Genomic DNA, 25,598 nt, shown 5'->3' on the forward strand with positions numbered 1-25,598 from the left:
GGTATGAGCGGACCAGAGATGGATCGGGCGACGGCCGAATCGAAGCTGGAAGAGGCGGATTTCGCCGACGAGCACACCAAGGCGACCCACGCCGACGAGCACCCGTCCGGCGCCGATGTGGAGACCGACGAATCGACACCGGACGGACACGCGGGCATGGACGGTTAGAGCCGGCGGAACCTGGCCTGCCAGGCGGCGAGTTCGACGGCGGTGCCCGCGGGCAGATCGAAACCGGTGTCCTGGCCGAGTACCGAAGCGGTCACCGTGCCGTGGTACTTCGAGGGCTGCAGATCCTCCAATTCCCAGCCTTCGCTGAAGGATTCACGGATGAGGGTGTCGCTGATCCGAGGGCCGAAGCCGGGCTCGACATCCGAGAGCGCCAGGATGTGGACCGCTCCGCCCGGCTTGCAGAGCGCGTGCAGGCTGCGCACGTAGGCGGCACGGTTCTCCGGCTCGGTGCCGAAGATGTGGAACAGCGCGCTGTCCACGATGGTGTCGTAGGTCGGCGCAGCCTGCGCGCCGCCCAGGGCGAGCAGATCCGCGGCCTCGAAGCGCGCGGTCGGAACCCCTTGCGCGGCAGCATTTCTCCGGGCGTATTCGATCGCGCTGGGCGACAGGTCCATGCCGACCACGTCGTACCCGAGCTTGGTCAGCAGGATGGTGTGCTCACCGGCGCCGCACCCGGGATCGAGCACCCGCCCCCGCACCCATCCCGCGCGCTCCAATTCCACGATCGCGGGCTGCGGACGTCCGATCAACCACGGTGCCGCATCCTCGTCGTAAACCGCATTCCATTGCTCGACAGATTGAGTCATACCCCCACTATCGGACCTCAACCGCACTCGAGGTCAACGGCCGAAAATCGCTGGAGCGGGGGCGAAATGGTTTGTACCGTGACCCGGCATGGGCTACGAACATCCGCTGGCGTACCTGCTGGGCCTCGAAGGTATCGCGTTGTTGCGATCGTTCACCGGCGCGCACGATCGGGACTTCGTGGCGGCCCGGATCGCCGAGGTGCGCGAACTGCTGGCGGACGAGGCGTTGATCGATGCCGCCGTCGAGGTCGAGCGGGTGGACACGGTGACGGGGTACCGGATCTGGTCGGCGCGTTACGACGAGCCGGGGAACGCGGCCTTCGATATCGACACCCCCGTGGTGCAGCGGCTCGTCGACGCGTTGCCCGTCGGCGCGGTCCTCGATGCCGCCTGCGGGACCGGGCGGCATGCCGGATGGCTGGTCGAGCGCGGGCATCAGGTGATCGGGGTGGACAGCTCACCCGAGATGCTCGGCAAGGCGCGGGCCCGAGTGCCGCAGGCGGAGTTCCGAACGGGAGATCTGCACGACTTGCCGGTCCCCGACGACGCGGTTGATCTGATCGTGTGTGCCCTTGCGCTGAACCACAATTCGGCGTTGGAGCCGATCCTCGCCGAGTTCGCCAGGGTGTTGCGCCCGGGCGGGCATCTGGTGATCGCCGATACGCATCCCGATGCTGTCGCGTTCGGCTCGGTGCCGACGGTGCGCGACAGCGCCGGACAACCCGGGCGCCTTCCGGTCTACCGCTACCTCGTCGGTGACTACCTGCGTGCCGCACTGCCGCTCGGGTTCCAGCTGCGGCATTGCGAAGAACCGGAGTTGCCGACCGGACCCACCCCTGCACCGGCCGAAGACCTTGGCCCCTGGGATGTTTGGCCGTGGTCCTTGGCCGCCATGGTGCCCGAGGCGGCGCAGGCGGCCCGAGCGGGCGTGCCTGCCCTGCTCATCTGGGATTTCCAGCTGAGCGCGCACTGACCGGCGGACTCGGCGGTGCGGTGCGGAATCGCAAGCCGGACCGGCACTTCGAGCCCGCCGGAGTGTACGGGTCAGGCGACGGCGACCAGGCGGGCGGCGTTCGCGGCTTCGTCGTCGGCCGCCTTGTTGGCGGCCAGTTCGGCTTGGACGCGATCCCGGTACCTGGTGAGTTCCCGCTCGGCGTCCGCGGTATCCCAGCCGAGGTGCGGGCCGATCAGGAGCGCGACCTCGGGGGCCGCGAGCAGTCCGCGGTCGGAGGCCTCGATCGAGATCCGGGTGCGGCGGGTGAGCACGTCGTCGAGATGCAGTGCGCCCTCGTGGGTTACGGCGTACACCACCTCGGCGGCCAGGTACTCTTCGGCGCCGGGCAGCGAGTCGGCCAGGGCCCGATCCGTCGCGATCAGCTCGAACAGGTCGTGCGCGCCGGAACCGTACCGGCCGAGCAGGTGCTCGACCGTGGCCTTGGGCAAGCCGACGCGCTGCGCCAGGCTGTCCAGATCGGCCCGCATCTCTTGGTAGCCCACCGCACCGAGGATCGGCAGCTTGTCGGTGACCGACGGCGCGACGGCGCGGCCGAGACCCTGCACCGCGGCGTCGACGACGTCGGCGGCCATCACCCGGTAGGTGGTGTACTTGCCGCCCGCGATCACGAACAGCCCCGGAACCGGTTCGGCCACTGCGTGTTCCCGCGACAGCGTGGAGGTGTCGCTGGATGCGCCGGACAGCAGCGGACGCAGCCCGGCGTAGGTGCCGACGATGTCGTCCCGGGTCAGCGGCTCGCGCAGCACCGCGTTCACGTGGTCGAGAATGTATTGCACGTCGGCATTGCTCGCGGCCGGATGATCCTTGTCCAGCGACCAATCGGTGTCGGTGGTGCCGATGATCCAGTGGTTGTGCCACGGGATCACGAACAGCACGCTCTTCTCGGTGCGCATGATCAGGCCGGTGTCCAGGTCGAGCCGTTCGCGCGGCACCAGGATGTGCACACCCTTGGACATCCTGACGTGGAACGGGAAGTCGACGCCGGTCATGCGGTTCATCTCATCGGTCCACACCCCGGTCGCGCTGATCACGCGACGGGCTCGCACGGTGTGTTCGCGGCCGGTCTCCAGATCGGTCACTTGCGCGCCGATCACCCGCTCGCCGTCGCGCAGCAGCCCGGTGACCTTGGTGCGGGTCAGCACCGTGGCGCCGTGCTGGGCCGCGGTGCGCGCGATCATCATGGTGTGGCGGGCGTCGTCGACCTGCGCGTCGAAGTAGCGGATCGCCCCGGTCATCGAGTCCTCGCGCAGCGCGGGCGCCAATTCCAGTGCGCGCGTGCGGCTCAGGTGCCGGTGCATGGGCAGCGCCCGCGCACCGCCGATGGTGTCGTACAACGCGACGCCCGCACCGATGTAGGCGCGTTCCCAGACCCGGTGCTGCAGCGGCAGCAGGAACGACACCGGGCGGACCAGGTGCGGGGCCAGCTTGTTCAGCAGCAGGCCCCGCTCCTTCAACGCCTCACGCACCAACCAGAAGTCGAGCTGTTCGAGATAGCGCAGGCCGCCGTGGATGAGCTTGCTGGAACGACTCGAGGTGCCCGCGGCGAAATCCCTGGCCTCCACCAGGGTGACGCTCAGGCCGCGGGACGCGGCGTCCAGCGCGGCACCGGCGCCGACCACGCCGCCGCCGATCACCAGCACATCGATGTCGTTGTCGCCCAGGGCTTCGACCGCGCGGGCGCGGTAGCTCGGATCCAATCTCGCGGACATTGCATTCTCCTTCTTCGGTGATAAGTCGCCAAGCGCCGACGAGCTACTCGTCGACGTCGATCCAGTCGAGGGTGCGCGCCACGGCCTTCTTCCAGCGGGCGTAGCCGCGTTCGCGCTGCTCCTCGGTCCAGGTGGGGTTCCAGCGCTTGTCCTCGTGCCAGTTCTGCACGAGTTCGTCTGTGCTGCTCCAGAATCCGACCGCGAGGCCGGCCGCGTAGGCGGCGCCGAGCGCGGTGGTCTCCGCGACGACCGGGCGCGACACCGGCACGCCGAGGAAGTCGGCTTGCAGCTGCATGCACAGCTCGTTGGCGGTGACGCCGCCGTCCACCCGCAGCACGTCGAGCTGCACGCCGGAGTCGGCCTGCATGGCCTCGACGACGTCACGGGTCTGGTAGCAAATGGATTCCAGCGTCGCCCGCGCCAGGTGGGCGTTGGTGCTGAACCGGGAGAGCCCGACGATCGCACCGCGCGCGTCGGAGCGCCAGTACGGTGCGAACAGCCCGGAGAACGCGGGCACGAAGTACACCCCGCCGTTGTCCTCGACCTGCCGGGCCAGCGATTCGCTTTGCGACGCACCGGAAATGATGCCCAGCTGGTCCCGCAGCCACTGCACCGCCGAACCGGTCACCGCGATCGAGCCCTCCAGCGCGTACACCGGCTTGTCGTTGCCGAGCCGGTAGGCCACCGTGGTGAGCAGGCCGTGTTCGGAGCGCACGATATCGGTGCCGGTGTTGAGCAGCAGGAAGTTTCCGGTGCCGTAGGTGTTCTTCGCCTCGCCCGGGCGGAAACACACCTGGCCGACCGTGGCCGCCTGCTGATCGCCCAGCACGCCCGCCAGCGGCACCTCGCCACCGAACGGGCCGTCGGCCCTGGTCTTTCCGAACAGTTCGGGATTCGACGACGGGGCGATGGTGGGCAGCATCGAGCGCGGAATCCCGAAGATGGACAACAGTTCGTCGTCCCAGTCCAGGGTCTCCAGGTTCATCAGCATGGTGCGGCTGGCGTTGGTCGGATCGGTGACGTGCACGCCGCCGTCGACCCCGCCGGTCAGGTTCCACAGCAGCCAGCTGTCGGTGGTGCCGAAGATGGCCTCGCCGCGTTCGGCCGCCTCGGCGACGCCGGCGACGTTGTCCAGGATCCAGCGCAGCTTGCCGCCGGAAAAGTAAGTGGCGGGCGGCAATCCGGCCTTGTGCCGGATGGTGTCGCCGTGGCCGGCCCGCTCCAGTTCCGCCGCGATGCGATCGGTGCGGGTGTCCTGCCAGACGATGGCGTTGCAGTACGGGCGGCCGGTGCGGCGGTTCCACACGACGGTGGTCTCGCGCTGGTTGGTGACGCCGACCGCGGCCAGATCGCTCGCCTGCAGATCGGCCTTGGTGAGCGTGCTCTGGATGACCGCGCGGGTGCGCTCCCAGATCTCGGTCGGGTCGTGTTCCACCCAGCCGGCCTGCGGCAGGATCTGCTGATGTTCGAGCTGGTGGCGGGCGATCTCGTTGCCGCTGTGATCGAACACCATGAAGCGGGTGCTCGTGGTGCCCTGGTCGATGGCGCCGACATACTGGGTCATCGGTGGTCCTTTCGGGGAAAGCTGTGGAAAGAGAAAGGTATTCAGAAAAGGACCTGTGCGGCCAGACCCGCGAGCACGCCGCCGAGCAGCGGGCCGACGATGGGCACCCAGGCATAACCCCAGTCGGAGTTCTTACGGCCCGGCAGATCGGTGGGGCCCGGATCGGCCCGGAGCTCGGCCGCGCCGCCGCCGACGGTGGCGGGCTCGCGCACCGGCCGGACCGCGGCGCCCTTGCTCACCGGCAGCAGCGCGTGCGCCAGCCGCGGCCCGAGGTCGCGCGCCGGGTTGATGGCGTAGCCGGTGGGCCCGCCGAGCGAGGCGCCGATGCCGACCACCAGCAGCGCGGCGGCGAGCGGCCCGAGGCCGGTGGCGGTGTGGCCCATGGCCAGCAGCACCAGCACGAGCGCGAAGGTGGCGATCACCTCGGTGGCGAAGTTCCAGGACAGCCCCCGGATCGCGGGGCCGGTGGCGAAGACGCCCAGCTTCTTCTCCTCGTCGGTTTCCTCGTCGAAGTGCCGCTTGTACGCGACGTAGGCGAGGTTCGCGCCGACGAAGGCGCCGACCAACTGGCCGAGAATGTAGGCGAGCGTGGTGGCGAGGGTGATCTCGACGCCGGCCGTGTACTCGTCCGCGCCGCTGGCCAGCACGCCGATCGTGTACGCAGGGTTCAGGTGACCGCCTGTTTTGTAGGCGACGTAGACACCGGCGAGCACGCCCAGACCCCACCCGAAGTTGATCAACAGCCAGCCGCCGTCGAAGCCCTTGGATTTGGTCAGCAATACGTTCGCGACTACGCCGACACCGAGTAAGACCAGCATCCCTGTGCCGAGTGCCTCACTCAGGAAGATCGAGCCGAAGTTCATCGTTGAGTCTCCGTTCGCCCGTGGTCGCCCCACGCGACCCTGCGCATCGAGACGTTACGACCCGGCCGCGAACCCGGACATAGTGCGCGTTCGACAATGCCGAACGGTGAGCCTGGCTGCCCCCAGCTGCTGCCGCTAGTGTCGGGCGGCCGAGGAAGCGGGCATGACGCACGTCACACTGAGCGCCGGGAGTGTTGCTGTTTGTTCACCGTATGTTCGACATTGTCGAATCCGGCCGCTAGTTTCGGGGCATGCCCGGACCGATCCAGTCGATCGAGCGAGCGGCGGCCATCCTGCGCCTGCTCGCCCGCGGCGCAGGCCGGCTCGGCGTCGGCGAAATCGCGGGCGCGCTCGGTCTCGCCAAACCCACCGCGCACGGAATCCTGCGCACGTTGCAAGGCGTCGGTTTCGTCGAGCAGGATCCGGCGACCGGTAAGTATCAGCTCGGCGCGGCCCTCGTGCACCTCGGCACCAGCTATCTGGATGCCAACGAGCTACGTTCGCGCGCTATCAACTGGGCGGATGCTTTGGCGGCGCGCACGGGCGAAGCCGTGCGCATCGGCGCGCCGGTCGACGGAAGCGTGGTGGTGGTGCACCACGTCTTTCGCCCCGACAACTCCGAACAGGCGCTCGAACTGGGCGAACTGCTCCCGCCGCACGCGACCGCCCTGGGCAAGGTGCTGCTCGCCTACGACGCCGATCTCTTGGCGGACATGCGCGGCACCGACCTGCCCTCGCTCACCAGGCGCACGATCATCGACCGTACGGTCCTCACTCGTACGCTCGCCGCGGTCCGGCAGGCGGGCTGGGCGGGCGACACCGAGGAATACCGGCCGGGGGAGGCGGGCATCGCGGCGCCGATCCGCGCGCACGGCGGACTCGTCGTGGGCGCCATCGGCATCAGCGGACCGGTCGACCGGCTCTGCGACGCGCAATTACGACACCGGGCCGCCCTGGTCGGGCAGGTACGCGACGCCGCGCACGCGGTCTCGCGAGATCTGGGCGGCGGACACTGACCCACTGACTCATCGCAGGAGAGGACGCGGATGACCCAACGTTTCGTGCTGGCGATCGATCAGGGCACCACCTCCACCAGGTGCATCCTGTTCGATCAGCGCGCTCGCCTGGTCGGCGTCGCGCAACGCGAGCACAAGCAGCACTATCCGCGGCCCGGCTGGATCGAGCAGGACGCGATGGAGATCTGGCGCAATGTCGACCGGATCGTGCCGCAAGCCCTGCGGGACTCCGGCATCGCCGCCGAACAGGTGGCCGCCCTCGGCATCGCGAATCAGCGCGAGACCACGGTGGTGTGGGACCGCCGCACCGGCGCACCGATCCGGCGCGCCATCGTCTGGCAGGACGTGCGGACCGAGGACCTGGTCCGCGAGTACGAGGAAAAGCCTGGCGCACACCGCATTCGGGAGCTGTGCGGGCTGCCGCTGGCCAGCTATTTCGCGGCGCCGCGGCTGCGCTGGCTGCTCGATTCCATTCCCGGACTACAGGACCGGGCCGAACGCGGTGAGGTGCTGTTCGGCACCATGGAGACCTGGCTGATCTGGAATCTCACCGGCGGCGTCGACGGCGGCCTGCACCTGACCGATGTCACCAACGCCAGCCGCACCCTGCTGATGAACCTCACCACGCTCACCTGGGATCCGGAGCTGCTGAGCTTCTTCGGTATCCCCGCGGCCATGCTGCCGCGGATCCAGCCCTCGACCGCGTCCTACGGGACCACCCGCCGCGTCGTGCCCGGTATCCCGATCGCTGCCGCGCTCGGTGACCAGCACGCGGCGCTGTTCGGTCAAACCTGTTTCGCGCGTGGGGAAACCAAGTGCACCTACGGCACGGGCGGGTTCCTCATGATGAACACCGGCCGCGAACTGGTGCAGTCCTCGCACGGTCTGCTCACCACCATCGGCTACCAGATCGGCGACGAGAAGCCGGTGTACGCGCTGGAGGGGCCGATCGCGGTGACCGGCTCGCTGGTGCAGTGGGTACGCGACAACATCGGCCTGGTCACCAGTGCCCCGGAGATCGAAACCCTTGCCCGCACAGTGCAGGACAACGGCGGGTGCTACATCGTGCCCGCCTTCTCCGGGCTGTACGCGCCGCACTGGCGCAGTGACGCGCGCGGTCTCATCGCCGGTCTCACGTCCTATATCACCAAGGGCCACATCGCACGGGCCGTGCTGGAGGCGACGGCGTGGCAGACCCGTGAGGTGGTCGACGCGATGAACGCCGACTCCGGTTTACAGGCCCGCGCCCTGCGCGTCGACGGCGGCATGACCTCGGACAACCTGCTCATGCAGATCGTGGCCGACGTGCTGGATCTGCCCGTCATGCGCCCGTTCGTCGCCGAAACCGTTTCGCTCGGAGCGGCTTACGCCGCCGGTCTGGCCGTCGGCTACTGGCCGGACCTGGAGGGCCTGCGCAACAATTGGCGCCTGGCCGCCCAATGGGTCCCGCAGATGGACCCGCTGCACCGCGCCGACGAGTACGAGAACTGGCAGCGCGCAGTGCAATTGACCTTCGGCTGGTTGCGCTCGAAGCGCCGTCGCGACGAGGCGCGAACGCCATGATCATCCGGCGTCGGCGACCGGCCTGCGCAACGAACCGGCGATATTGGACCTGACCCTGGCCACGGCGCGGCGCAGCGCATTGCCCTCGAGGCCCGCTTCGAGTTCGAGGCGGAGCCGCGCGTTGTGCAGCGCGGTGCGCAAACCCGTTGTCACATCGGAGAGTTCGGCGACCGCCAGCGCGGCGCCGGCCTGGAACTTCTTCTCGGACGCGGTTTCCGGCGCATCATCGGAGGTGGCGATCAGCCAGCGGTCGGGGACCGCGAGCTTGTGGATGGTGCGCATGGTGAGCAGGTACTGCCGCAGCAGCGAGCCGCTGGTGTAGGGCAGGTCGTACTTGTCGCAGAGGGCGCGAACCCGGGTGGCGATCTCGGCGTAGCGGTTGCTCGGCAGATCGGGGAACAGGTGGTGTTCGATCTGATAGCAGAGGTTTCCGCTGGCGAAGGCGAGCGTCGGTCCCGCATCGAAGTTCGCGGTGCCCAGCATCTGCCGCAGATACCATTCGGATCTGGTCTCGGCGGTCAGCGCGGCGGGCGTGAATTTCTCCGCGCCGTCCGGGAAGTGCCCGCAGAAGATCACCACGTAGGCCCAGGCGTTGCGCAGGACATTGGCGGCGATATTCGCGGTCAGCGCACGCCGCCAGCGTTTTCCGCTCAGCGCGGGGAACAGGACATAGTCCTTGACCGCCTGGCGTCCCACCTTGCGCAGGAAAGCCTTTGTCAGCGCGGTCTTCTCGGCCTTGGTCTCGACCCGGTCGCGATCCGCGTACAGGCCGTGCAAGCCGATGCCCCATTCGAAAGTGGTGGCCAGGATCAGGTTTTGCAGCGGCTGCAACAGATGCTCGCGCTTCCACTCCTGGTCTCTGGTCACCCGCATCACGCCGAAACCGATGTCGTCGTCCATGTCGATGACGTTGGTGTAGACGTGATGGCGGAAGTTGTGCGAGTACTTCCACTGGGCGGACAGCCCGACCATGTCCCATTCCCAACTGGTGGAATGGATTTCCGGATCGTTCATCCAATCCCATTGGCCGTGCGAGACATTGTGGCCGATTTCCATGTTCTCGATGCTTTTGGCGGCGGCCAGCGACACCGTGCCGAGCAACCACGTCGTCCGGTTGCGGTTGACCGCGATCAGCAGGCGGGCGGCGATGTCCAGGGCCCGCTGGAAGCGGATGGTGCGCCGGATGTAGGCCGCGTCGCGGCCACCGAGCGATTCGCTGGTGTCCCGGTGGATCGTGTCGAGCTCGGCGCCGAGCGACTCGATGTCCTCCTTGCTCAGGTGTGAATACACGGCAATATCGGTGATGGCCATAGGTCCTTCTCGGCTGATCGCCGCCCAGCGCAGGGGACGCCGGACCGGCCGCCGATGCGCGTCTCGATCGGCGTTGCTCGGAATTCGAGCTGGGACGGTCGGAGATTGAGAGCCGACGTCGATGATTCCTGCCCTCGACGCTACCACCGCCGCGGCGACGGTAGGCGCAACAGCAGGCGGATGCGAGACAAACGGCACGTGGCCGCCGCGAATCACGCGTTCCGGCAGGGGAATTTCGACACCACGGTGGGGATCATGCGAGGTTCTCGGCGCGGAGAGGGTTGAATAGAGGGGATCGGCTATTGGCGGCCGATCGGAGGAGGCTCGACGAATGAGTCAGGAAAGCGGGCAAGGGTCGGGGCTGTTCAGCCACGACACCATTCCCATCCAGGTGTATAAGCCTGCCGAGAGCAGTGAAGTACATCATCAGCCGGTGTTCAGTAGGGCCGAGGACGGCTCCGGTTCTGTTGTCGGGGAGGTCGCTCCGCCGCACGCCTGACGCCGGACATGACGCGCGAGCCCCCGCACCTCCACCGGAGATGCGGGGGCTCTAGCCGTTCCGGGGGCCGTTCCTTTCGGCCTAAGTGAATCATCGATAGCGTAATTCACGCCGCTGACCAGGAACTTTCGCGAATTCCTGGATGCTCATCGCATTGTGCTGTTCAATAAGTGAACAGTCGCTAGTCAATGTTGATGGGACGGACATGAGCAGACGTGCAGTCGTGGCGGGTGTGGGAATGATCCCGTTCACCACCCCGAGCCGCAGCGAGACCTACGACGTCATGGGCACCAGAGCGGCGCGGGCCGCACTGCTCGACGCCGACCTCGACTACTCCCGTATCCAGCAGGCCTACGCCGGCTACGTCTACGGTGATTCGACCTGCGGGCAGGCGGTGATCTACGGGCTCGGCCAGACCGGTATCCCGGTGATCAACGTCAACAACAACTGCTCGACGGGTTCGTCGGCGCTGTTCCTCGCGCGCCAGGCGGTCGAGTCCGGCGCGGCGGACGCGGTGCTGGCGGTCGGTTTCGAACAGATGCAGCGCGGTGCGCTCGCGCGCGGCTACGCCGACCGGCCGAGTCCGTTCGCCCGCTTCGACGAGGTGATGGACGAGATCCAGGAACGCGACGAATCTCCTTTCGCCGCACAGATGTTCGGCGGTGCGGGGCGTACCTACGCCGAGCGCTACGGCACCGCCCCGGAGACCTTCGCGAAGATCTCGGTGAAATCGCGCAGGCATGCGGCGAACAATCCGTTCGCGGTCTTCCGCGACCCGCTGACGGTCGGTGAAGTGCTCGCCTCCCCGCACATCTACGGTCCACTGACCCGATTGCAGTGCTGCCCGCCCACCTGTGGCGCCGCCGCGGCGGTGCTCGTCAGCGAAGAGTTCGCCGCGGCCAACGGCATCGACCGCTCGGTGGTGATCCGGGCGCAGGCGATGACCACCGACTTTCCGTCCACCTTCGAGCAGAAGGACATGACGAAGATCGTCGGCTACGACATGACCAAGGCTGCGGCACACCAGGTTTACGAAGCCTCCGGTGTCGCGCCGACGGATATCCGGGTGGTCGAACTGCACGACTGCTTCACCGCCAACGAGTTGCTCACCTACGAGGCGCTCGGCCTCACGCCGGAGGGGACCGCGGAGCAGTTCGTCAACGACGGTGACAACACCTACGGCGGACGGGTGGTCACCAATCCCTCAGGCGGCCTGTTGTCCAAGGGACACCCGCTCGGTGCGACCGGACTCGCGCAATGCGCCGAGCTGGTCTGGCAATTGCGCGGCGAGGCCGAAGGCCGTCAGGTCGCCGACGACCTGAAAATCGCGCTGCAACACAACATCGGTCTCGGCGGCGCGGCCGTGGTGACCCTGTACGAGAAGGTGGGTTGAGCGGATGCCCGTGGACCCGAGTGTGATCGGCAAACAGCTGCCGCCGAGCACCCTGACGGTGGAGGCAGGGCGGCTGCGCTTCTTCGCCGAGGTGATCGGCGAGACCGACCCGATCTACACCGATCTCGCCGCCGCGCAGGCGGCGGGCTATCCGAATCTACCGGTGCCCCCGACCTTTCTGTTCGGCATCGAGCTGGACAGTCCGGATTCGTTCGGCTGGCTCGGCGATCTCGGCGTCGACCTGCGCCGGGTGCTGCACGGCGAGCAGTCGTTCGTCTATCACAGCACCGCGGTGGCGGGCGATGTGCTGACCGCGACGCCGACCATCGGCAACGTGTACAGCAAAAAAGGCGGCGCACTGGAGTTCATCGAGAAGACCTCCACCGTGACGCGGGCCGATGGCACCCTGGTCGCCGAATTGAAATCCGTGATCGTCGTACGCAACCCGGAGGTCACCGCAGCATGACTGGTCTCGTGCCCATCGAGGTCGGCACCGAATTGCCGCCGCTGCGCCTCGCGCCGATCACCCGAACCACCTTGGCGCTGTTCGCCGGTGCCTCCGGCGATCACAACCCGATCCACATCGACCTCGACGTGGCGAAGTCCGCCGGGCTCGACGACGTCTTCGCGCACGGCATGTTGTCGATGGCCTATCTGGGCAGGCTGGTCTCGGATCGGTTCGGCCTGCGGGCGATCCGCGCGTATCGGGTGCGCTTCGCCGCGATCACGCCGGTGCACGCCCAGCCGACCGCGACCGGCAAGGTCGTGGCGATCGACGAGGTGGACGGCGAGCGCCGCGCCACCCTGGAACTGGCCGTCGTCCTCGCCGACGGCACGGTCACCCTGCTCGGCGACGCCGTCGTCGCACTCTGAAAGGATTTGCAGCACATGGGAACTCTGGATGACAAGGTCGCCATTGTGTCCGGCTCCGGCCGCGGGATCGGCCGGGAGATCGCGCTGAAGCTGGCCCGCGAGGGCGCGCGGGTGGTGGTGAACGACCTCGATCCGGAACCGGCGAAGCAAACCCTCGCGGCGATCGAAGCCGCGGGCGGACAGGCGGTTTCGTGCGTCGGCAGCGTCACCGAGGAGGGCTTCGCCGAGCGGTTCGTGCAGGCCGCGGTGGACGAGTTCGGCGGGCTGGACATCATCGTCAACAACGCCGGCTACACCTGGGATTCGGTGATCCAGAAGATGACCGACGAGCAGTGGGACGCCATCCTCGACGTGCATCTCAAGGCGCCGTTCCGGATCCTGCGGGCCGCGCAGCCGGTGATCGCCGCGGCCGCGAAGCGGGCCAAGGAGGCGGGCGAGCCGGTGCCGTGCCGCAAGGTGGTCAATATTTCCTCGCTGGCCGGCACGGGCGGTAATGCCGGACAGGCGAACTACTCCTCGGGCAAAGCCGGGATCCTCGGTCTCACCAAGGCCCTGTCCAAGGAGTGGGGCCGCTACAACGTGACCGTGAACGCGGTCGCGTTCGGCTTGATCAAGACCCGGCTCACCGAGGCGCCGGCCGGCACCGGCGGCACGATCGACGTGGCGGGCAAGGAGATCAAGGTCGGCGTCAACCCGAATCTGCTCGCCGCGATGGAGCAGATGGTGCCGCTCGGGCGCGGCGGGACGCCGGAAGAGGCCGCGGGTGCGGTCTACCTGTTCTGCATTCCGGAATCGGATTACGTCAGCGGGCAGACCCTGGTCTGCGGCGGCGGCTTCAACATCTAGGACGACGATGTATCTGACCCAATCGCTGCACCGCACGCTGCAGCAGCATCCGGATCGTGTGCTCACGGTTTTCGGCGACCGCGTGCGCACCGTTGCCGAATCCGCCGATCGCATCGCGCGATTCGCGGGCGCACTGGCCGAACTCGGTGTCCGGCGCGGCGATCGGGTCGGCATCCTCGCGCTGAACTCCGACCGCTACTACGAATACCTCTACGCGGTGCCCTGGCTCGGGGCCGCGGTCAACCCGGTGAACATTCGCTGGAGCCCGGCGGAGATCAGCTACTCGCTGCGGGAATCCGATACCAGGGTGCTGCTTGTCGACGACGCGTTCGCGGCCCTGATTCCGCAACTGCGGCAAGAATTTCCGGGCCTCACGACGGTGATCTTCTGCGGTGACGGCCCGACGCCCGACGCCGCGCTGAACTACGAGACACTGGTCGCCGAGCACGAGCCGGTCGCGGACACCAGAACCGGCGGCGACGAGCTGGCCGGTGTCTTCTACACCGGCGGCACCACCGGGCACCCGAAGGGGGTCATGCTCAGCCACGACAACATGATCATCTCCGCGCTCGGCAGCTGTGCCGTGGGGGATTTCGTCACCCCGTACGGCACGGTGCTACATGTCGCGCCGATGTTCCACCTCGCGGATATCGCCATGTGGGTCGCGGGCAATCTGGTGAACGCGTCACACGTCTTCGTCCCGATGTTCACCCCGGGCGGCGTGCTGCAGGCGATCGGTACGCACGGCGTCACCAATATGCTGTTGGTGCCGACCATGATTCAGCTGCTCGTCGACGATCCGGCCGTCGCGGATTTCGATCTCAGCGGTGTCCGCACGGTCACCTACGGTGCTTCGCCGATCTCGGAGGCGGTACTCGCCCGCGCCCGCAAGGTCTTTCCGATGGCGGGGTTCACCCAGGCTTACGGCATGACCGAGCTGGCACCCGTCGCGACGCTGCTGGGGCCGGCCGAGCACGACGACCCGGTGCTGCGGCGCTCGGCGGGCCGGGCGACGCCGCACGTCGAGGTCCGCATCGTCGATGCCGACGACAACGAGGTGCCGCGCGGCGAGGTCGGTGAGGTGGTCGTGCGCGGTGACAACGTCATGCTCGGCTACTGGAATCGGCCCGAGGACACCGCGGCCGCGGTCCGGGACGGCTGGATGCACACCGGCGACGGCGGCCGGATGGACGAGCACGGCTACGTCTTCATCGTGGACCGGCTCAAGGACATGATCATCACCGGCGGGGAGAACGTCTACTCCGCCGAGGTCGAGAACGCCTTGGCCGCGCACGCCGCCGTCGCCTCGTGCGCGGTGATCGGCGTGCCGGACGACGAGTGGGGCGAGCGGGTGCATGCCGTCGTCGTGCTGCTGCCCGGCGCGCAGGCCACGGAAGCGGAGTTGCGCGCGCATTGCAAATCGCTGATCGCGGGGTACAAGGCGCCACGCACCGTGGAGTTCGCCGCGGCATTGCCGGTCTCGGGTGCCGGTAAGATTCTCAAGCGCGAACTGCGCAGGAAGTATTGGGAGCCGGACGCGAGTCAAGTGTCCTGAGGGAGCGAAATCGTATGGTGAGCGGGCCGGACCTGGTCCGTCCGGCCCGCGGCACCAGGCCGGCGAACCGGCGTGCACTGATCGTCGCCGCTGCCGCCGAGCTGTTCTGCCGTAACGGATATGCCGATGTCGGGATGGGTGATGTGGCCGCGGCGGTGGCGATCGGGCCGTCCGCGCTGTACCGGCATTTCCGCGGTAAACAAAGCTTGCTGGCCACCGTGGTGGGCGAGGCACTGACCGCGTTCGCCGGGGCGGTCGATGCCGCGGCGGCACAGCCGGACGAGATCGGTGCCACGCTCGCGGCGACCACGCTCGCCCGCCGCGATGTCGGCGTGCTGTGGCGCCGCGAGGCGCGCCACCTGTCCGTCGACGACCGCGCCGAATTCCGTGCCGCCGCGCGCCGCATCGGCGCCCGCCTCGCCGCGCTCATCGCCGTCCGCCGCCCCGATCTGACCCCGGCGGCCGCGGATCTGCTCGCCTGGTCCGCGCTCGCCGTCGCGAACAGCGTCTCGTTCCACAGCCTTTCGCTGCCCGAGCCCGAATTCGGCACGTTGCTCGGCGAACTCGTCGACTCGGTGGTCGGTGCCCCGCGGCCGGTATTCGGCGAACTTCGCGATCGCGAGCGTGACCCCGTGCCGCTCGCTGCGCTGGACCGCCGGGAAGCGATTCTCACCGAGGCGACGAAGCTGTTCGCGGCACGCGGTTTCGCGAGCGTCCGGATGGACGAGATCGGCGCCGCCGTCGGCATCGCCGGCCCCAGTGTCTACAACCATTTTCCGGGCAAGGCCGATATCCTGCTCGCGGCCATCGTGCGCGGGGACGAATGGCTGCGCCGCGACCTGCACCGGGCGCTGGCGCAGGCCGCCGGTCCGCGCGACGCGCTCGAACGACTGCTCGCGAGCTACAGCGCTTTCGTTTTCGAGAACCCGCATCTGATGCAGACCCTCGTCTCCGAGACCCGGCATCTGCCCGAGGCCGATCGCAGGCGCGCAAAAGCGGCACAGCGCGCCTACATCGCCGAGTGGGTGCATCTGCTGCGTCGGCTTCGGCCGGAGTGGGAGCCGATTCCCGCCCGCATCAGGGTGCAAGCCGCCCAGTCGATGCTGAACGACCTGGCCTCGACCCGGCAGGTGCGGGCCTACCGCGATGTCGACGCGGTGGCGGCGGCGATCGCCGCCGAGGTCCTCGGACTGCCCGGCCCAGACCGCTGATTCAGCGTCCGCGGGCCGCGGTGCGCGAACCCGCACCGGGTTGCATGACCTGTGCCCACCAGGAAGCCAGTGGGCTCGGATCCGGCCATACGACAGTGGAATCGGTGTCGTCGGCGATATCGACGGATGATTGGTTGGCGCGTGTCGAGTTGTCTTGGCGGAACACGGTCGACGATCTCCTTGGAGTCGGTACGTGCACGGGCAGCCCCGCGAACGCGGGGTGCCCGTAACGGCGTTGTCGAAACGCCGGGGGACCCAAGGTTGACGTTCCGTCCGAGCAGCTACCGGACCGCTGATTGCCCGGGCATCCGCGATCCACTACTCACGACACGAAACCCTCTGCCACACTGCATAATTCGAGGGGTCGGCGAGTTAATTGCCACTATAGCAATATTTTGCCGATGCGGTGGCGTAAGTCCTCGTCAGGATGCCCAGGGACCGATACCGCCGACCTTCTCGATGCGGATCCGGGTGAGCAGGCCGGGCGGCGCGTCGGCGGGTGGGAAGTCGACGCCGGGATCGGCCAGCGTCGCCGCCAGCTCCTTCAGCAGTTCCGGTGCGCCGCCCTCGACGATCCGGGCGGTGCCGGTGATCGACAGGTAGGGCCGCATCAGCTCGCCGCGTTCGGCGGCCTGAATGGTCACCGCGACCCGGCCGTCGCGGCGGACATTGCGTACCTTCTTGTATTCGCCGAGATGGGCGGTGACCAGTTCGTCGCCGTCCGGAGTCGACTGCAGCGCCACCCAGACCAGACTGACCTGCGGGCTGCCGTCGGGGTTGAGGGTGACCAGGGTGGCATCGGCGCCGGCACCGATGAGCGCGCGAGCGGAGTCGTCGAGTTTCATGTGTTGTCCTACCTCGGGGCCGTCCCTTTCATTCCCGGCGCTGTACTACCGTCGCTGGCATGCGGCTTCACGTGGGATGTGCGATGTGGACGCACGCGAATTGGCAGGACTGGCAGCCTGCCTCGGGGGACCGGCTCGCGGCGTACGCGCAGCGGTGCAACGCGGTGGAGGGCAATACGACCTTCTATGCCGTACCGGCGAGGCGCACCGTGGAGTCCTGGGCCCGGCAGACCGCACCCGATTTCCGGTTCGTGGTGAAGGTACACAAGTCGATTACCCACGAGCGCAGGCTGGCCGAGGCCGACGCCGAACTGCGCGCCTTCCTCGCGGCGATCGAACCGCTGGGCTCGCGCGTGCACGCGCTGTGGATCCAGTTGCCCGCCTCGTTCGCTCCGACCGACCTCGGCACGCTGGCCGGATTCCTGCGTGAGCTGCCGGGCGGGTATCGCCCGGCCGTGGAGGTCCGCCACCGCGCCTTCTTCGAGAACGAGCACGCCGCGACGCACCTGGAGCGCGTCCTCGGCCGCTTCGGCGCCGAGTGGGTGACCTTCGACACCACCACGCTGTTCGACGGACAACCGATCGGCCCCACCGAACAGGAGGCCTGGTCGAAGAAGCCGCGGGTGCCGCGCCGGACCCGGGCGCTCACCGAGCATCCGATCGTCCGGTATCACGGTCGCGCCGCGATCGAACGCACCGTCGAGGGGTGGCAGCCCTGGCTCGGCACGGTGGCGCAGTGGCTGCGCGAAGGACGTTCACCCACCGTGTTCATCCACACCCCGGACAATGCCGACGCCGTGTCGCTGGCCCGCCGTTTCCACGAGGAGGTCGCGGCGCGGGTGCCGGAGTTGGCACCGCTGCCGCAGCCCGTACCGGTTGAACCGATGACCCTGTTCTGACGTTTGTCCGGTCCGTTGCCGGGCATAACCGGCTCATGAAACCGGAGGAAGGCGCGCGCCGACTACTGGAGGAAATATTGGCGCGGTACGAGTCGATCGAAGAATTCATCGGATTACTCCGGGTCGATCCGCTCGTCGACACCGCGGAACTGCCCCCGTTGTCCGAATATTTCTGGACCCTCCCGACCTGATCTGCCGAGGCTTTCCCGGCGGCAACGCAATTCGTGGAGCGCACCTATCGGCGTTCGATCGGGCGAGTTCGGCGCGCGCCGACCTCGCGAACCAGATCTGTCCACTCGTTCGCCAGCGCGGCCAGCCGCGACCAGGCCACGTGCACGCGCTGCTCGGCAACGTTCTCGGCGGTCATCAGCAGGTGGTCGGCGAGAATCTGGGCGGCGGCCATCCGGTCGACCGCGCCGCCGAGCGAGGCGGTCGCCCGGTCTCGTGGCTGCCGGGGCGCGAGTTGCTTGGCCACCCAGCCGTCGATCACCGTGACGATGTCACCTCGGCGACGGTCGATTTCGGCGGCCCGCTCGGGTTGGGCGCGACGGGTGTGGTGCAACTGTGCCAACGCGCGGGCCAGCTGGGTGACCAGGTGGTCGCCCGGCCGGTCGCCGATCTGCAGCCGCAGCGCGGCCGACAGCTCGTGCCAGTCCGGCAGGATCGGGCGGAGTCCGCTGCCCTCGATCGGCAGGAGGCGCGATCGCGGTCCGTCGGCGGTCTGCACGGTCAACAGCGGGGGTCGCGCCGCCGCCGGGCGTGCCGGTGGCAAACGCCACCCGCACGAGCCTCGCCGCGTAGTGGTGGCCGCGACGAACGGGTGCGGCGATACGTGTCGGGCAGCTCTCGGATGTCCGATGGCGTGGGCAAGGTAGGCCTTCCCTGGCGACGGTCGAGGTGCACCCGACGCCGGCGACCAGCCATGTCCTCGAAGCTCGGCCGGTCGTTCTGTGCGTACCCGAGATAAGGGAGCAGAGCGCCCGACGTCGGATGCGAGTACCAGTTTCGTCCGCCGCGCGGCTCGCCGGAAGTCTGATTCGGGTCAGAATGCCCCCGGTTTGGCCGCTTCGGTTATGCCTCCGCAATCGGCCCGGGGTCGGGGTGGAACGAGGTCCGTGTCGAAAGGTGGTGCGCGGCAGGTCGTTCAGCCGGACTCCCTGCCGTACTCGGGTAGCACCGTGAAATGCCGGACGGTGCCCGACAGGCCCGGCAGCTCCCGGGGTTCGGTCCAGGTGGTGAAGTCGTCGCGGCAGTCGCTGTAGAAGTATTTGCCTTCGTCGTAGGAGTCGAGGAAGATCCGCCACCCACCAGCTGGGAGCGGAACCACGCATTGGCCTTCCCGCGGGCTGCCCCAACCGGCCCAATCGCCGGTCCTGATCAGGGTGTACGGCCCGTGCGGCTCGGCGCCGACCGCCAGTTCGACGTATTTGGTGGTCTCGTTCTTGGTGAACGCGTAGTAGCGGTGGTCGCGCCGCACGACGGTGGTGTCGATATAGCCGTAGAGCGAACAGGGTTTTCCATCGGGTCCCGGTGTATCGACGGGGGCCGGTTCGTCCGGTGGCGGCAGGACGGACACCGGAGTGAGGTCGGTCCAGGTGCGCAGCGATCGGTCGGTGGCGGTCATCAGATGCGGGGTGAACGAGCAGCCGTCGGACAGTGAGACGAGGACGTGCACCCGTCGCTGCGCGTCGATCAGCCACTCGGGCGCCCAGGTGGAGGTCACGCCCGGTATCGGAACAGTGAAGTCGTACAGGTGATTCCAGGTACGCCGGTCGGTGCTGCGCGCGAAGCCGATGGTCTGGCCCTCCCACGCGGTGGTGTAGGCGAGGTAGTAGGCGCGATCGACGTGCCGGAAGACGGACGGGTCGCGCAGGAGCCCGGTGGGTGGTCGATAGGCGGGCCCGCGCAGCAGTTCGAAGTTCAGCGCGTCGGCGGATTCGTAGACATATAAATCGGATTCGCTCGCGTCGGTGAACGCGGTCATCGTGTACCGCACGATCGGTCCGGCCGCCGCGGCCCGATGCGGCGCGCACAGGGCGATCGGCACCGCCGCCGCCAAGGCCAGCGCGGATCTGCGACTCATCGGCACGTCTGCCACCAGAGGAATTATCCAGCGCCGAGTGCGTCGCACTTGCCGACACGCCGCGGTTGGCGCAGTTCACCGGCTCTGCGCCGACGGCGCGGAAATCAGTGGAGACCAGCGGATATATGAATTGCACAAGTGTCCAGTAATGGCCGGATGGCCTATTTCGACGATGGGTTCATACCACAATGTGTGGTCTATTCCGAATGCAATAGTGCGTTTTCCGGCATATGCCGGGTCAGGGGATCATTCCATCCGGAATCGCCCCATAACGTGGAGAATGTGGGTAATCTGGTGGAGTCCCACGCAGTTCGGGACAGCTCCGCAGAGTGGGTCGTGGTCGCCCCTGCGGCTCACTATCGCTGTACACAGTCCGATGAGGCCCGGGTAATCCTCGGGCCTCATTGGTGTGTATTCGGCGGCGGACATTTGCCGCGCGACTCACGCGCATACCGGTGATTTATCTGACGCGGGGCGATGCTCTGCGGAATTCTTCCTATCCGGGCCATCGTCGGGTTCGAATGCCCTTGGTTCCAGCTGGTCCTGTGTATCGAATTCGCAACAATAGGGCGATTGCTTGTGTTTCGCGGACAGCGGTCGGCTTTCGGGGCAGATCGACCGTGGATCTGCTCGGGCCACGGCCCCGAGCCGCCGCGGCCCGCAGTGCCTTCGTAGCCCAACTACGTTCGGATGGAAAGAATTTCAGGCGACTGTCGGCCGGGTGACGTGGGTCGATGCGGTCCGCGACGGTCGTTCCGGGCGATGTCTCCGGCGCGTCGGCTCAGGCGTTTTGTCCCGAGTGGGACTGGTGCGCTAGCCTTTCTTCCGGTCCTTCATGTTGTTCGCGTTCGGCAAATGACATCGATATGTTTCCGTCACATTCAAGACGGAATATCCCTATTTCACGTTGTTTCCTTGCGGCTGGTCCGGGGTGGCGGTGGTGGCCATCGGCGGGCCGGCGTCCGACTGTCGACCGAGGAGGTTCGTTGATGACGGAGAGGTCCGTGGCACCGGCGCTGGGCGGGTCCCGTTGGTAGGCAAGGTCATTCCACTGCTTTCCGGCGGTGCCGGCGCGACCGCGCTGCTGGAGCCGGACATCACCCGTGACCTGCTCGCGCAGGCGAAGGCCCGGTCGGACAGCGCGGCCAACCGGGCCGGCGCCGCGAGCGGGCGGGCGGTGAACCGGGAGAAGGTACTCGAACACGTCGGTTCCGCGTACGGTTCCGCGCGGGCGGTAGCCACGGCGGACAACGCCCGGGACGCCGCCTGGCATGCCTACGTCACGGCGAACCACGCCCTGAAGGTCAGTTGCTACGCCGTGGCCGCCGCCGAGGCCGTGACCAGGGTGCAACTGGCGGCCGCGCGGGCGCTCGAGGCGGCGAAGGCGGCCGCCTTCGCCCCGGACGATGTGGCGATCGCCGATCTGGCCGCGGCCGCAGAGGAAGCCGCGGCGGCGGTCAGCAACGGCGCATACGGTGCCCCGCACACCGTGTCGATCCCACGCATCGATCGCAGCTAGCCGCGGCCCCGGGGGTCCGCGAACTCGCCGGGCGAAGCGGGCCTGCGCCGAGTTCAGCTATCTTCCGGTTATATTCACGGTTTATGCGTACTTGGACTCGGCGGGCAGCGAACGCGGTCGCGGCCTCGCTGGTTGCGCTGCTGGTGCCCGGCGTGGCGGTGGCCGTGCCGCCGGGACCCGCGGCAGGCGTGCCCGCGCTCGGACCGGATTTCCTGTGGGGCGTCGCCGCGTCCGGCTTTCAATCCGAAGGCCATGTACCGAAGAGCAACTGGACCAACTACATCGAAGACGAAGGTCTGGACCCGTATGGGAACTCGATCGACTTCTTCGACCGGTACGCCGCCGACATCGATCTCGCGAAATCGCTCGGCGTCAAGGTGTTCCGCATCGGTATCGAGTGGGCACGGCTGCAACCGACCGGCCCGGACCAGTGGGACGCCGACGGTTTCGCGTTCTACGACAAGGTGGTCGCCAAGATCGTCGCGGCGGGCATGCGGCCGATGATCACCCTCGATCACTGGGTGTATCCGGGCTGGGCCTTCGACGAGGGCGGCTGGGACTCCGACGGCATGGTCGAACACTGGCTGGCCAACATGAAGAAGGTGGTCGACCGGTACGACCGGCGAGATCCCCTGTGGGTCACCATCAACGAGCCGGTCGCCTACATCATGCACGAGGTGCACAAGAACGAGACCGACCAGCGGGTGATGGAGGACCGGGTCGTCGAGGCGCACAACGCGATCTACGACTACATCCACCAGAAGCGTCGTACGGCGAAGGTGACCAGCAACTTCGGCTATGTCGCGGGCGAGGACGAGCAGGCCAACGGCCAGATCATCGAAAAGATCCGGGACCGGCTCGATTACGTGGGCGTCGACTACTACTTCGCGCGCGGCGCCGCCCCGTCCAGCGTGTCCGCCCCGGCCCGAGCCATCGCCGACGCGCAGTCCATCGGCATGTGGCAGCTACCGCTGCGGACCGAAGGCATCTACTATGCGCTGCAACGGTATTCGCGACTGTTTCCCGGAAAGCCACTCTATGTGGTGGAGAACGGCATGCCCACCGAGGACGGCACGCCTCGTCTGGACGGCTACACCCGCAGCGACCATCTGCGCGACACCATCTACTGGCTGCAGCGGGCCAAGGCCGATGGCATGAACCTGATCGGCTACAACTACTGGAGCATCACCGACAATTACGAATGGGGTAGCTACACACCGCGATTCGGGCTCTACCAGGTGGACGTCGCGGTCGATCCCGGTCTGGCCCGCAAGCCGACGGACGCCGTCGCCACCTATACCGCGATCATCGGCGACGGCGGCGTCCCCGCCGACTACCAACCGACCCGCGAGCCCGCCCCCTGCCACGTCGTCGACTGGTACAACGGCTGCACCGATCCCGGCCCGGTCCCGTAACGCCGACTACCCGTCGCTGCCCGCGACGAGCACGGCGACGAGCGCGATCGCGCCCGGCAACGCCTGTACCAGCAGAATTCGCCGACTCGCAGTGGCAGCGCCGTAGACTCCCGCGACAACCACGCAGGCGGTGAAGAAGATCATCGCCGCATGCCCGACCGGGTCCGCGGCGAGCAATCCCCAGATCAGACCGGCGGCGAGAAAACCGTTGTACAGTCCCTGGTTCGCCGCGAGCACCTTTGTCTGCTCGGCGAATTCGGCGGAGCTGCCGAACGCCGCCCGCACCCGCGGCGTGGTCCACAGGAACATTTCCATCGCCAGGATGTAGACGTGCAGGGCCGCGACCAGCCCGACCAGGATCTCCGCTGCTACGCGCACGATCGACTCGCTTCCTCGAAGGGGCCGGGGCCGGCCGGGTGAAAGAAAACGGGATGTCCGTGCTGGACATCCCGTTTCGGGTCATGAACGGTGCCGGGTGGTTATTCCACGACCTGGACGATGTCGCCCGGCTCGAGGTGGCGGTAGGTCGCCTCGGCGGCGTCGGGGTTCATTCGGATACAGCCGTGGGACATCGAATCGAGCGGGCCGATGTGGGTGGCGATGTCACCGTCGAAGAAGACGGCGAATTCCATCGGAGCATTGTGCATCGTGCTCCAGAAGTGTTCCCGCTTGAAATCGACGTCGAAGACGCCGACGTGCGATTCGTAGCCCGGCCTGCCGATCTCGATCGGCTTGGGACCGTAGATGGTCTTGCCGTCCTCCATCAGCCACACTTCCTTGGTGGACAGCCGCATGCACGCGCGCGTCTTCGGCGCGGTGCACGGCGCGTAGACCGGCGGGGGCGGCGGTGGCTGGATGATCGCCGGAGTGCCGATATCGGGGCCGCCGGGCCATAGCGGTTCGGCCTGCGCGGTGGCCGTCATGGCGAATCCGGCCGCCACGACCCCGGCCACCGCCACGGATCTGACCGCCCAATTCCGAAAACGCTTACTGCTCATCAAATTTCCGACCTCTCTTCGCCTTGCCGCCACACTGCGTGCCGAATGCCAGGGTGAATAGGAGTACCTCGTCGCAAAAGCTCCAGAAATCCGAGGTGCTGAGATCATCGCGGACGGTGCGCACGTGGTCAATCGCGGCGCGCGAATTGTTAGCCGAACTATCCCGCTATTAGCCGAACAATCCCCCCAATGCGCCGCCGCTCTGCCCGGCCTGCTGACCGCCGCCGGTCCCGCCGAGCAGGCCGCCCGGCGGCAGTTCCGAAGGCTGCACGATGACGAAGCCGCGACCCGAGAACGACAGCGTCAAACCCTCGCCGGTGCTGCGGCCGATCAGCCTGCCGAGACCGAACGAGTCGTTGCGCTTGATCCCGGTCTGCAAGCTCGACGACCAGGCGACCGCGGCCTGCGGATCGGCGTAGGTCGGCTGATCGACGTTCAGCACCACCGGCGAGCCGTGCGTGGTGATGGCGATCCGGCCGCGGCCGGTGAAGACGCAGTTGAACAGGCCCGCGTTGCTGGCGACGCCGGCCGCGCCCTGCACCCGCTGGATGTTGTAGGACAGCGAGGTATCGAACGCGAGCACGTTGGAGCCGTTGATGGTGAGTCCGTCGGAGCCGTCGAGATCGATGAGGTGCACGTCGGCGGCGCTGTCGGCGAGGAAAAGATCGCCCCGGCCGGACACATTCATCAGCGGCACGCCCTCGCCGGTGAGCCGCTGCTGGATGGCGCGGCCGATGCCGCCCGAGCCGAGCGCCTTGAACTGCATGTCGCCCTGGTAGGCGACCATCGAGCCGGCCCGCGCCATGACCTCGCCGTTGACGGCGACCTTGATCATCTTGCTGCCCTGCTTCTGGATACCGACGCCGGTGACTTCGGCGTGGCTGGGGTTGAACAGATCGCTCTGCATCGGCAGTGCTCCTTGCTGAGGTGCGGGCGCGGCGGGCGGCGGGTAGGCGGGCGCCGCAGGGTACTGGGGTGCGGCCGGTTGCTGTGGCGGCGCGGAATATCGGGGCGGTGCGGCGTACTGCGGTGGCGTCGCGGGCGGTGCCTGTCCGTAACCGGGCGCGGCGGCGGGCGGACTCGGTGGCGGCGCGGGCTCGTCGTCGATGTTCACGCCGAACGCGGTCGCGATACCGGCCAAGCCGTTGTCGTAGCCCTGGCCGACCGCGCGCACCTTCCATGCGCCGCCGCGCCGGTAGATCTCCACGCAGACCACGGCCGTCTCGGTGGTGAGTCCGTCCATCGGGAAAGTCAGTGCCCCGGAATCGGATCCGATGGTGGACAGCAGCGTGCCCGCGCCCGCGAAGGTGGCCGGTCCGCTGCCGTCCAGGCTCGCGGTGACGACGACCTTGTCCACATCGGCCGGCAGGGCGCTGGTCTGCACGTCCACCATGTCGCCGCGGCCGCTGCCGTGCCGGTAGGTGACGCCGGGACCGACCGGCTGGTTGAAGAACACGAAGTCGGCGTCGGAACGGACCCGTCCGTCCGTGCCGAGCAACAGCGCCGACACGTCCACCCCGGCGGCGCAGGCGACGGTGACCGTCATCCGATCGGCAGGTGCGGGCCGGTTCTCCCCGCGAGCCAGGGCCGTCATCGCGACCCGCCC

At 67.8% G+C, this 25,598-nt stretch carries 25 protein-coding genes; 14 read left to right on the plus strand and 11 right to left on the minus strand.

Features of this window, described 5'->3' with window-relative positions; translation table 11 throughout:
* The first annotated feature begins 3 nt into the window (after window positions 1–3).
* On the plus strand, window positions 4–168 hold the full coding sequence (locus tag TY25_RS43045) for a hypothetical protein (protein WP_156055173.1): 165 nt from the start codon (window positions 4–6) through the stop codon (window positions 166–168).
* On the opposite strand, the gene TY25_RS36430 is transcribed toward TY25_RS43045, so the two are convergent.
* Window positions 165–815 carry a class I SAM-dependent methyltransferase gene (locus TY25_RS36430; protein ID WP_042264212.1) on the minus strand — a complete coding sequence of 217 codons (651 nt, stop codon included), beginning with the start codon at window positions 813–815 and terminating at the stop codon, window positions 165–167. The two genes, TY25_RS43045 and TY25_RS36430, sit on opposite strands and share 4 nt — an antisense overlap.
* Window positions 816–903: 88 nt before the next feature.
* On the opposite strand from TY25_RS36430, the gene TY25_RS36435 reads away from it, so the two are divergent.
* Window positions 904–1,788 (plus strand): class I SAM-dependent methyltransferase, encoded by an 885-nt coding sequence (locus TY25_RS36435; protein ID WP_042264214.1) that lies wholly within the window; start codon window positions 904–906, stop codon window positions 1,786–1,788.
* A 71-nt stretch (window positions 1,789–1,859) separates the two neighbouring features.
* Here TY25_RS36435 and glpD read toward each other — a convergent pair whose 3' ends face one another.
* Genes glpD through TY25_RS36450 form a run of 3 tightly spaced genes read right to left on the minus strand, consistent with a single transcriptional unit; the run spans window position 1,860 to window position 5,966 of the window.
* Entirely contained in the window at window positions 1,860–3,539 is a 1,680-nt protein-coding gene (gene glpD / locus TY25_RS36440; RefSeq protein ID WP_042264216.1) for a glycerol-3-phosphate dehydrogenase, read from the minus strand.
* A 43-nt stretch (window positions 3,540–3,582) separates the two neighbouring features.
* Window positions 3,583–5,103 carry a glycerol kinase GlpK gene (gene glpK, locus TY25_RS36445; RefSeq protein ID WP_042264218.1) on the minus strand — a complete coding sequence of 507 codons (1,521 nt, stop codon included), beginning with the start codon at window positions 5,101–5,103 and terminating at the stop codon, window positions 3,583–3,585.
* Between the two features lie 41 nt (window positions 5,104–5,144).
* The gene (locus tag TY25_RS36450; protein ID WP_042264221.1) at window positions 5,145–5,966 is read right to left on the minus strand and encodes an MIP/aquaporin family protein; all 822 of its coding nucleotides are present in this window, start codon (window positions 5,964–5,966) and stop codon (window positions 5,145–5,147) included.
* 251 nt (window positions 5,967–6,217) lie between these two features.
* On the opposite strand from TY25_RS36450, the gene TY25_RS36455 reads away from it, so the two are divergent.
* Complete coding sequence (locus TY25_RS36455; RefSeq protein WP_042264222.1) at window positions 6,218–6,982, plus strand: IclR family transcriptional regulator; 765 nt, start codon at window positions 6,218–6,220, stop codon at window positions 6,980–6,982.
* A 30-nt stretch (window positions 6,983–7,012) separates the two neighbouring features.
* Window positions 7,013–8,545, plus strand: a complete 1,533-nt coding sequence (glpK, locus tag TY25_RS36460; RefSeq protein WP_042264224.1) for a glycerol kinase GlpK — start codon at window positions 7,013–7,015, stop codon at window positions 8,543–8,545.
* On the opposite strand, the gene TY25_RS36465 is transcribed toward glpK (TY25_RS36460), so the two are convergent.
* The gene (locus tag TY25_RS36465; protein WP_042264226.1) at window positions 8,546–9,856 is read right to left on the minus strand and encodes a fatty acid desaturase family protein; all 1,311 of its coding nucleotides are present in this window, start codon (window positions 9,854–9,856) and stop codon (window positions 8,546–8,548) included.
* Window positions 9,857–10,560: 704 nt separating this feature from the next.
* On the opposite strand from TY25_RS36465, the gene TY25_RS36470 reads away from it, so the two are divergent.
* From TY25_RS36470 to TY25_RS36495, 6 genes are read left to right on the plus strand one after another with little or no spacing between them, the layout of a single operon-like run.
* The gene (locus TY25_RS36470; protein WP_042264229.1) at window positions 10,561–11,748 is read left to right on the plus strand and encodes a lipid-transfer protein; all 1,188 of its coding nucleotides are present in this window, start codon (window positions 10,561–10,563) and stop codon (window positions 11,746–11,748) included.
* Window positions 11,749–11,752: 4 nt separating this feature from the next.
* The gene (locus tag TY25_RS36475) at window positions 11,753–12,214 is read left to right on the plus strand and encodes a MaoC family dehydratase N-terminal domain-containing protein (RefSeq protein ID WP_042264231.1); all 462 of its coding nucleotides are present in this window, start codon (window positions 11,753–11,755) and stop codon (window positions 12,212–12,214) included.
* A complete protein-coding gene (locus TY25_RS36480; RefSeq protein ID WP_042264232.1) occupies window positions 12,211–12,621 on the plus strand; it encodes a MaoC/PaaZ C-terminal domain-containing protein in 411 nt (136 codons plus the stop codon). Before TY25_RS36475 ends, TY25_RS36480 begins: the two co-directional genes overlap by 4 nt.
* Window positions 12,622–12,636: 15 nt before the next feature.
* Window positions 12,637–13,467 (plus strand): SDR family NAD(P)-dependent oxidoreductase, encoded by an 831-nt coding sequence (locus TY25_RS36485; protein ID WP_042264235.1) that lies wholly within the window; start codon window positions 12,637–12,639, stop codon window positions 13,465–13,467.
* A 7-nt stretch (window positions 13,468–13,474) separates the two neighbouring features.
* A complete protein-coding gene (locus TY25_RS36490; RefSeq protein ID WP_042264238.1) occupies window positions 13,475–15,022 on the plus strand; it encodes a long-chain-fatty-acid--CoA ligase in 1,548 nt (515 codons plus the stop codon).
* A gap of 14 nt (window positions 15,023–15,036) precedes the next feature.
* Window positions 15,037–16,233 (plus strand): TetR/AcrR family transcriptional regulator, encoded by a 1,197-nt coding sequence (locus TY25_RS36495; protein ID WP_042264240.1) that lies wholly within the window; start codon window positions 15,037–15,039, stop codon window positions 16,231–16,233.
* Window positions 16,234–16,655: 422 nt separating this feature from the next.
* On the opposite strand, the gene TY25_RS36500 is transcribed toward TY25_RS36495, so the two are convergent.
* On the minus strand, window positions 16,656–17,078 hold the full coding sequence (locus TY25_RS36500) for a PPOX class F420-dependent oxidoreductase (protein ID WP_014982251.1): 423 nt from the start codon (window positions 17,076–17,078) through the stop codon (window positions 16,656–16,658).
* A 59-nt stretch (window positions 17,079–17,137) separates the two neighbouring features.
* Between TY25_RS36500 and TY25_RS36505 the strand changes: the two genes are divergently transcribed.
* On the plus strand, window positions 17,138–17,977 hold the full coding sequence (locus TY25_RS36505; protein WP_042264242.1) for a DUF72 domain-containing protein: 840 nt from the start codon (window positions 17,138–17,140) through the stop codon (window positions 17,975–17,977).
* A 35-nt stretch (window positions 17,978–18,012) separates the two neighbouring features.
* Window positions 18,013–18,168: a hypothetical protein gene (locus TY25_RS43050; RefSeq protein ID WP_156055175.1), complete on the plus strand. Its 156-nt coding sequence runs from the start codon at window positions 18,013–18,015 to the stop codon at window positions 18,166–18,168.
* A 44-nt stretch (window positions 18,169–18,212) separates the two neighbouring features.
* Here TY25_RS43050 and TY25_RS36510 read toward each other — a convergent pair whose 3' ends face one another.
* Both TY25_RS36510 and TY25_RS36515 read right to left on the minus strand, forming a co-directional pair.
* A complete protein-coding gene (locus TY25_RS36510; RefSeq protein ID WP_226887507.1) occupies window positions 18,213–18,704 on the minus strand; it encodes a DUF4254 domain-containing protein in 492 nt (163 codons plus the stop codon).
* A 417-nt stretch (window positions 18,705–19,121) separates the two neighbouring features.
* Entirely contained in the window at window positions 19,122–20,066 is a 945-nt protein-coding gene (locus TY25_RS36515) for a glycoside hydrolase family protein (RefSeq protein WP_052383477.1), read from the minus strand.
* Between the two features lie 1,024 nt (window positions 20,067–21,090).
* Here TY25_RS36515 and TY25_RS41045 point away from each other — a divergent pair.
* Entirely contained in the window at window positions 21,091–21,579 is a 489-nt protein-coding gene (locus TY25_RS41045; protein WP_052383430.1) for a hypothetical protein, read from the plus strand.
* An 83-nt stretch (window positions 21,580–21,662) separates the two neighbouring features.
* On the plus strand, window positions 21,663–22,994 hold the full coding sequence (locus TY25_RS36525; RefSeq protein WP_042264247.1) for a family 1 glycosylhydrolase: 1,332 nt from the start codon (window positions 21,663–21,665) through the stop codon (window positions 22,992–22,994).
* Window positions 22,995–23,000: 6 nt separating this feature from the next.
* Here the strand turns inward: TY25_RS36525 and TY25_RS36530 are convergent, their stop codons facing one another.
* The 3 genes from TY25_RS36530 to TY25_RS36540 form a co-directional block, all read right to left on the minus strand.
* Window positions 23,001–23,372, minus strand: coding sequence for a DUF1304 domain-containing protein (locus tag TY25_RS36530; protein ID WP_042264251.1), 372 nt, complete (start codon window positions 23,370–23,372; stop codon window positions 23,001–23,003).
* Between the two features lie 101 nt (window positions 23,373–23,473).
* Window positions 23,474–23,992, minus strand: coding sequence for a L,D-transpeptidase (locus tag TY25_RS36535; protein ID WP_226887046.1), 519 nt, complete (start codon window positions 23,990–23,992; stop codon window positions 23,474–23,476).
* 169 nt (window positions 23,993–24,161) lie between these two features.
* A complete protein-coding gene (locus TY25_RS36540; protein WP_042264253.1) occupies window positions 24,162–25,586 on the minus strand; it encodes an AIM24 family protein in 1,425 nt (474 codons plus the stop codon).
* Window positions 25,587–25,598 lie beyond the last annotated feature (12 nt).

Source organism: Nocardia brasiliensis NBRC 14402 (genome assembly GCF_000308475.2).
GTDB classification, from domain to species: Bacteria; Actinomycetota; Actinomycetes; order Mycobacteriales; family Mycobacteriaceae; genus Nocardia; species Nocardia brasiliensis.

What these genes read in the sequence shown, in the direction of transcription:
- TY25_RS36485 (WP_042264235.1), top strand. Translation starts at nt 12,637, where the DNA reads ATGGGAACTCTGGATGACAAGGTCGCCATTGTGTCCGGCTCCGGCCGC.
- TY25_RS43045 (WP_156055173.1), top strand. Translation starts at nt 4, where the DNA reads ATGAGCGGACCAGAGATGGATCGGGCGACGGCCGAATCGAAGCTGGAA.
- TY25_RS36500 (WP_014982251.1), bottom strand. Translation starts at nt 17,078, where the DNA reads ATGAAACTCGACGACTCCGCTCGCGCGCTCATCGGTGCCGGCGCCGAT.
- TY25_RS36540 (WP_042264253.1), bottom strand. Translation starts at nt 25,586, where the DNA reads ATGACGGCCCTGGCTCGCGGGGAGAACCGGCCCGCACCTGCCGATCGG.
- glpK (WP_042264224.1), top strand. Translation starts at nt 7,013, where the DNA reads ATGACCCAACGTTTCGTGCTGGCGATCGATCAGGGCACCACCTCCACC.
- TY25_RS36535 (WP_226887046.1), bottom strand. Translation starts at nt 23,992, where the DNA reads ATGAGCAGTAAGCGTTTTCGGAATTGGGCGGTCAGATCCGTGGCGGTG.
- TY25_RS36430 (WP_042264212.1), bottom strand. Translation starts at nt 815, where the DNA reads ATGACTCAATCTGTCGAGCAATGGAATGCGGTTTACGACGAGGATGCG.
- TY25_RS43050 (WP_156055175.1), top strand. Translation starts at nt 18,013, where the DNA reads ATGAAACCGGAGGAAGGCGCGCGCCGACTACTGGAGGAAATATTGGCG.
- TY25_RS36455 (WP_042264222.1), top strand. Translation starts at nt 6,218, where the DNA reads ATGCCCGGACCGATCCAGTCGATCGAGCGAGCGGCGGCCATCCTGCGC.
- TY25_RS36450 (WP_042264221.1), bottom strand. Translation starts at nt 5,966, where the DNA reads ATGAACTTCGGCTCGATCTTCCTGAGTGAGGCACTCGGCACAGGGATG.
- TY25_RS36465 (WP_042264226.1), bottom strand. Translation starts at nt 9,856, where the DNA reads ATGGCCATCACCGATATTGCCGTGTATTCACACCTGAGCAAGGAGGAC.
- glpK (WP_042264218.1), bottom strand. Translation starts at nt 5,103, where the DNA reads ATGACCCAGTATGTCGGCGCCATCGACCAGGGCACCACGAGCACCCGC.
- TY25_RS36480 (WP_042264232.1), top strand. Translation starts at nt 12,211, where the DNA reads ATGACTGGTCTCGTGCCCATCGAGGTCGGCACCGAATTGCCGCCGCTG.
- TY25_RS36505 (WP_042264242.1), top strand. Translation starts at nt 17,138, where the DNA reads ATGCGGCTTCACGTGGGATGTGCGATGTGGACGCACGCGAATTGGCAG.
- TY25_RS36525 (WP_042264247.1), top strand. Translation starts at nt 21,663, where the DNA reads ATGCGTACTTGGACTCGGCGGGCAGCGAACGCGGTCGCGGCCTCGCTG.
- TY25_RS36475 (WP_042264231.1), top strand. Translation starts at nt 11,753, where the DNA reads ATGCCCGTGGACCCGAGTGTGATCGGCAAACAGCTGCCGCCGAGCACC.
- TY25_RS36490 (WP_042264238.1), top strand. Translation starts at nt 13,475, where the DNA reads ATGTATCTGACCCAATCGCTGCACCGCACGCTGCAGCAGCATCCGGAT.
- TY25_RS36470 (WP_042264229.1), top strand. Translation starts at nt 10,561, where the DNA reads ATGAGCAGACGTGCAGTCGTGGCGGGTGTGGGAATGATCCCGTTCACC.
- TY25_RS36435 (WP_042264214.1), top strand. Translation starts at nt 904, where the DNA reads ATGGGCTACGAACATCCGCTGGCGTACCTGCTGGGCCTCGAAGGTATC.
- glpD (WP_042264216.1), bottom strand. Translation starts at nt 3,539, where the DNA reads ATGTCCGCGAGATTGGATCCGAGCTACCGCGCCCGCGCGGTCGAAGCC.
- TY25_RS36495 (WP_042264240.1), top strand. Translation starts at nt 15,037, where the DNA reads ATGGTGAGCGGGCCGGACCTGGTCCGTCCGGCCCGCGGCACCAGGCCG.